Annotated in this window: 6 protein-coding genes; 2 read left to right on the top strand and 4 right to left on the bottom strand. The window is 30.4% G+C overall.

The genetic code is table 11. The annotated features are described in order from the left end of the window. Window positions 1-236 precede the first annotated feature (236 nt). On the top strand, window positions 237-464 hold the full coding sequence (locus Z053_RS0102835; RefSeq protein ID WP_025663518.1) for a TolB family protein: 228 nt from the start codon (window positions 237-239) through the stop codon (window positions 462-464). A gap of 141 nt (window positions 465-605) precedes the next feature. Beyond that, window positions 606-770 (top strand): hypothetical protein, encoded by a 165-nt coding sequence (locus Z053_RS31300; protein ID WP_206539202.1) that lies wholly within the window; start codon window positions 606-608, stop codon window positions 768-770. 315 nt (window positions 771-1,085) lie between these two features. On the opposite strand, the gene Z053_RS0102825 is transcribed toward Z053_RS31300, so the two are convergent. From Z053_RS0102825 to Z053_RS0102805, 4 genes are all read right to left on the bottom strand, one after another. Then, window positions 1,086-3,845, bottom strand: coding sequence for a M43 family zinc metalloprotease (locus Z053_RS0102825; protein ID WP_035094834.1), 2,760 nt, complete (start codon window positions 3,843-3,845; stop codon window positions 1,086-1,088). Between the two features lie 9 nt (window positions 3,846-3,854). Next, window positions 3,855-4,286: a hypothetical protein gene (locus tag Z053_RS0102820; protein ID WP_035094831.1), complete on the bottom strand. Its 432-nt coding sequence runs from the start codon at window positions 4,284-4,286 to the stop codon at window positions 3,855-3,857. A gap of 114 nt (window positions 4,287-4,400) precedes the next feature. Next, the gene (locus Z053_RS29770) at window positions 4,401-5,285 is read right to left on the bottom strand and encodes a tail fiber protein (protein WP_025663514.1); all 885 of its coding nucleotides are present in this window, start codon (window positions 5,283-5,285) and stop codon (window positions 4,401-4,403) included. 446 nt (window positions 5,286-5,731) lie between these two features. After that, window positions 5,732-6,574 carry a DUF2911 domain-containing protein gene (locus tag Z053_RS0102805; RefSeq protein WP_025663513.1) on the bottom strand — a complete coding sequence of 281 codons (843 nt, stop codon included), beginning with the start codon at window positions 6,572-6,574 and terminating at the stop codon, window positions 5,732-5,734. Window positions 6,575-6,635: the final 61 nt, after the last annotated feature.

Here is a 6,635-nt window from a genome sequence, read left to right as displayed (position 1 = left end):
AATAATGATGTTGATGATTGGCACCCATCCTGGTCCCCTGATGGTTCTAAAATAATTTTTTCATCAACCAACAAGGATAAAAAATCACATATTTATATTATGAATAACGATGGTTCTTCAGTAAAAAAGATTCTCTCTCATGGTAGAAAAGCGACATTTCTACGTTAGCCAGGACCAAATAATGAAGCTGGTGAGTGGATCCTGCAGTTTGACCTAATGGCAAGCAAATCGCTTTTATGTCTAAGAGAGATGGAAATTTTGAAATTTATGTGATGAATATAGATGGTTGTAATCAAAAACGAATAACAAATAATGATGTTGATGATTGGCGCCCATCTTGGTATAATGATGGTACTCAACTACTTTTTGGATCAAACACGAACAAGGATGGAGACTACAGGAATGGAGACTGGAATATTTATATTATGAATACCGATAGTTCTTCAGTAAAAAAATATAACTAAAGGTACAAAACCCGCGCATGGTCAAAAGTACATAAATAATATTAATGAGGATACATTATGAAATATGTTAATACTCACATTTACATACTATTCTTTATAATAATTATTACTCAAAATTATGGTCAAAATGAATTTCCAGTCTTGGAAGGCCCATATATCGGACAAAAAACACCAGGCTTAATTCCTGAAATTTTTGCGCCTGATATTGTTTCGATAAATGGAAGATTTGAAAGAGAAGGAAAATCAGAACGTATAGAATTTAACGTTGCTACAAACGGTTATAAATATGAAGCTATTCATGTATAGGAAATGTTGCTACAAAATCGTACAGAAAGTACAGTCATGAGTTTCGAAAAAAACATCCAGTTAATCAACCTGTTAGATACGGTTAGAGAAAAAATCGAATTATACTATGACTAGCAGTAATTAAGATTTTATTCGGATTCAACAAGGATTGACATACAGGGGTTTTGTTCATTTGCATCGTTATGATTCTAGATCGGAATGCATCCCAGTAGTTTATAACCCTGTATAGACTTTCCTATACAGGGTTACAAACCAATAGAATAAAGACGTTTCATTCTATTATCATAAAATTAAGTAGCTAGTGATTTTGTACTCTTATTCTATTAAAATCCTTTTAATAACTTCATTATTATCAATCATTGAAATCTTTATTAAATAAATACCTTTTGGGTATCTGCTAAGGTTAATATCAATTTCTTTAGGATTTTTCAAATTCAGTTCATTTAATGATAAATCCAATTTCCCAAACAAATTATAGATAACTATATTTTGGATATTAACATTTCTAGATTTAACATGTACAAATCCATTCTGTGTTGGGGTTGGATATATTGTAATCGGATTTGAATTAACATCTTCTTGGTTAGAAATTAGCTTTATTGGACTTAAATCTTCATTATTTTGTTCAATAGAAGCATTATTTTTATTATGAGAAGAAATTATTGAATTACAGATTTGGTTCTTTAATGTAAATGATACTGTAGAGCCAGATTTAATTTTAGTACCTGGTTTAAGATTAATAGCCTTTCTTGCCGAAATATCTTTATGAACTCCATCAAATATAACATTACAGTTACCTCCAAAAGTGACTTCATCAGAAAAATAGGATACTTTTAATTTTGGAACAGAACAATTTTTATATTTATAAAATGCAGAATCATAAATATAATCAGCACTATATCCCATACTTGATAATATATCATACATGTCATACACATTTATTTTATGTTTGTCTCCTAATCCAGAAAACAATAAATTACCATATACCTCATAATCAGAATCATGATCCGAGAAGCATTCTAAATCAATATCTTTTTGTTGCCACTCTGGAAAAGTAACGTTTTGTCCATACTTAGTATTGGTAAAAAACAAATATGAAAATCCTCCATGAGATCCAGGGCCAAAAATAAAGAACTGATCTCCAAAAACCCTTAATTTACTGCTATAAGAGGCATTGTTATACTTTTTTAAAAACTGTTTTCTATTTGAAATTGTACCTGTAAGAGATTGTTTTATATTATCTGACTGTATCGGTATTGTATATAAATAAATATCATCATATACTGTTCTATAATCTTTTTTTGTAACCATATATAAGTAATTATTAGATAATTCAGAAGTGATAAATCCTTCTTCTGACGATATAAAATCCATTTGTATCGTCTCAGATAAATACCATTGATTACTACTATTTAATTCTAAAATACCAAATAATTTATTGGTAAGAGGTAAAAATATTTCATTAGGATCATAATTCCCTCTCTTTACCTTAGAGTAATTTAAAACTGTATAATGGCTAGAATTTGATGACAAATTATACCCAGGAACAGAGAAATTTTGATGAAACTGATAATTTCCATTACTATCTTTCTTATATATTCTTATTATATTATTTGTGTCTGATGCTTCTAAAACAAAAAGAAAATCATCTAAAGTAAAAACATCATAGCCTACTTTACTAGTTGCTGAACTATTTTGAATAGTTTGCTTTAAATACCATTGATCACTGGTAGTATTGTAATTATAGATATAAACTTTATCATCTGTCCAAGAGGAAACAATTATTTCATTATCCCTAAGAATAAGACCCTCGTCTGCAGAAATTGACCAATAAAAGTCAATTGCGAAATTCTGCTTAAGATTATAAGCACAACCACTTCTTTCGTAAATTAATAAATAATCGGCTTTAGCATCAGTAGTAATCAACCATTTATCATTCACTTCAATTCTTCCTCCAAATTCATTTAACCAATCAACAGTATACAATTCATTAGGAGGATATATGCTCTGAACTGGAGTATTTCCAATAGTGCATCCTCCTGGTGTTCCTCCAGTACCTGGAGGTACTCCTGAACACGAAACAATACCATTTGCATTCGATTCTTTATTATAAATCATTGGCTTATAAAGACTTAACATATTTCGCATCCTATCTTTTTGTCCTTGTGTAAAAAAAGTTTGACACTCATCTCTAGCATAATCCATAAAATTTTGAATAGCATTGGTAACTTGATTGTTACAATTATACCCTAAACACGCATCTTGATTAGAGTAATGTGCCTGTCTTTGTACTCCTTCGGTATCGCAAATCATATCTCCATCTGTGTCACAATTTGACGAACAAGAATCGTATTGAAAAGTATGAAATAAACCTAGCCAGTGTCCAATTTCATGAACAGCTGTTTTACCTAAATTATATACTGTGGAATTATCACTTTTTCCAACATAATAGTAGTCAATAACTACTCCATCTAATTTATTGTTATCTCTTATGAAAGGAAATGAAGAATATCCTAAATCCTGATTGTTATCACAGGCTCTAATATCTGTTGTCCATAAGTTTAAATATTGATTTGTAGGGAATCCCGGTTTTCTATAACTTTTAATTTTTTGATCTGTTATTAAGCTAACTTTTTTAGGGTTACAAGGAACATCACTCCCAGTATCAAAATAGGAAGGGCCGAAATAACGATTAACTCCATCTGTATAATTTCCATAAATATCCTTTTCTGCTAAACAAAATTTAATCTTTGTATCTACTCCTCCATAAGCCCCTGCATAGGCTTCATTCAAAATATTTATTTGCTCCAAAATTTTTTGTCTAGATAAGTTCTTACCATTTCCTATAGATTCACCTGAATGAATCACATTAAATATTACAGGTATGATAATTGTTTGATCAGAGGAGTTGCTTTTAGCTTGAAAACTTTTAACAACAGTCTTTACATTTTCTATTATATTTTTATCTACTAATTTGTACTGATCTAAATATTCATCACTCAAGCATTTTTGAGAATAACTAAAAGAAAATGTTATCAGTAAAATTAGAGTTATTATACAGTGTTGTGTTTTCATAATATTTTTTTAATCCTGTTTTTTTAGCCAATATACTAGGGATTCATGAGGAGAATCCTTATACTCGATTATTAGAGAGTCTTTAGTTAATTTGCGAACTAAAAACTTCATTCCACTGCCAGATTGATACATTAAATGTAGTTCCGTACATTCTGTATTCATTACATAATCATGTTTTCTACTATCACCTATCCTAATAGTTTTCTTATTTATAAACCAATGATTATAATATCTAGAAGAATCTATTGGTGGCCTTTGATAAGGAACAATACAATTGAAAACTTCCCAATTACCAATCAATTTGATCTCGCATTGATTTTCTTGTGAGAAAGAAAATTGACTTATTATAAGAATTAAGAAGAAGAAAATCTTAGCTCTTAAATCAAAACCAATCCACATTCTATGTATTCTTAAGTAATTAGAAACTGGGGTATTAAACATATTAAGTTATTAATTCATCTTTTTTGATGTATCAATTCGTTATATAAAATTGAGATTATTACCAAAACCAGATGATATCATTTTTGTAACTTATTTGAGATAGTTATAAATCCTTTATTCTTTTGATTTAAGTAGCTTCTTAACAAGGGATTTTAATTCATCAATTTCTTTTTGTTGTTGGATTGTATAAAGCGTTAATTCCTCAATTTTTTTAAGAAGATTCATATCCATTTCTGCTTGCATCACTCCATTTTTTTCAAATTCCTTTGCAGATGGTATTTCTGGTAAATGACTATTTTCTATAATAAATTTCTCTACCTCCTCAATACTTCTCAAATTATAATCCTTTTTAAAAACATAATCAGGAGCAGGAACGTTTAAGTCGATTAATACCTCTTCTGCATGGATGTTTCCTTTTACAGTCAACCTCATATCAGGACTAGTTGTTCCAATTCCTACATTTCCAGCACTATCGACTCTTAGCCTTTCTACTCCATTATTAGTTCCAATAGATACTCCATTTGTCCCATTAATTCTAAGACCATTATATGTAGCAAACCCGTGTTGAGCTGTTACTATAGCAACGTCTGTTACTGGTTGGCCTTGTCTAAAATTTAAATGTCCCTGTGTAGTTCCATGATATATATTTAAAGTAGTATTCCCATTTACATGTAGTTTATCATTAGGACTAGTCGTTCCAATTCCTATTTTCCCGTCATTTTTTAACGACATAATAGCCCCATTTGAACCTGTAAATTCATGAATAACACTAGTTCCTCCTGTTATTATGTTATAATATTCTGTTTTAACGCCATTCCTTCTAAATCCATTGTAGGACTTGTTGTCTCCATAATCAAAAGAGATTCTTCCATTAACTACTAGACTCTGATCGGGAGTAACTGTACCAATTCCAACATTGCCATTAGGTAATTCAGTGATTTGTGCATTAAGTCCTAAAGTAACTCCAAATACTATAATCGATAATACTGTTTTTTTCATTTCTCACTTTTGTTTTCTAGTTTATATTTATGACACTTAATTTAATGTTTATGTCTCAGTTATTGAAAATGTTACTTACATTTTCATGTTTTTTTGATTGATTTTTATAACAAAGATGCATATTTTTTCATGTATTTTTTGCAAAAAACTTCCTCATACTGGATTTTTATGATATCTCTCAATGATTAGCTAATAACTCATATAATCTATTTGCTTTATTTCATAACTACTATCTCTCTCTTTTGTTTTTCGATCTGTAACATACAAACATTAGATTAATGCTATGGAAAAGGATAAATATGTCCCATCAACAGTTCTGGCGTTAAAAATTGCCAGACTGTTCAAAAAACCTTTAGAAGATATCTTCTTTTTAGAAGAAGAAGATTAGAAAACAAAAAAGCGTTCCAAATGGAACGCTTTTATGATTTGTGTGTGAAAAAGAGTGTTTATTTGGCTCCCCACTCTGCAAGGGAATCTTTATTCATTTTAACATAGTCGGCATTTCCTGCCTTCTCTGCTAACTCTAACGAAGTTTTTGCTGCTTTTATTGCCCCATCTTTATCTCCAGCCAGAGAATAAATCAAAGATTGTTGTCTATGGTACCAAAAAGCAGGCTCTTTACGTAGTGATATCGCTTTATCAATATGTTCTTTTGCTTTTGCAAAATCTCCAGAATCTTTATAGAAAGTAGCCGCAAGATAATGATCTCTGTCGGTTGGTCCTGCCATAGTTTTTTCGATACTGGCAATAGTTTGTGCTTTTGCAGCAGTTGTTATCGTAACTGCAGCTTCTGTGTTTGCCCAAATAAAATTCATAACTGCAGAATCCATTTTAAAATCACTAAACATGATTGTAAATGTCTCTACATTCATAGGTAATGTATTTGATTTTACAGTTGCGGTAGCTGCTACTTTGGTATCATCCCATTTTTGTGGAGTCCCCCAATTGTTTGCATCACTATAAAAAATCACTTCCCAATTTTCTTTACCTGGTTTTGTGAAAATTGCATATGTTCCTTTTTTTAACTCTTTACCAGCAACTTTTACATCATCACTAAATGTAATTTGAGTATTTTTATTAGCTCCTGTTCTCCATAGCTTATCATAAGGCACTAAATTTCCAAAAATAGCTCTTCCTCGCATACTAGGGCGAGAATATTCAACAGAAACATCTGTCAACCCAATAACCTGCTCTATTTTAGAAGTAGGACTTGGTTGTGGTGCTTTTACCTGAGCTTCAATTCCTAAAGAAAATAAAGCCATAGAAAGAAATAAGATGATCTTTTTCATTGTAGTTAGTTTAGTTTGGTTTAAATTACTTAATGACGAAAATAAGGATTACAACATACAT

This window comes from Aquimarina megaterium XH134, from assembly GCF_000520975.1.
GTDB classification, from domain to species: Bacteria; Bacteroidota; Bacteroidia; order Flavobacteriales; family Flavobacteriaceae; genus Aquimarina; species Aquimarina megaterium.
This window is presented reverse-complemented; position numbering and strand designations above follow the sequence as displayed.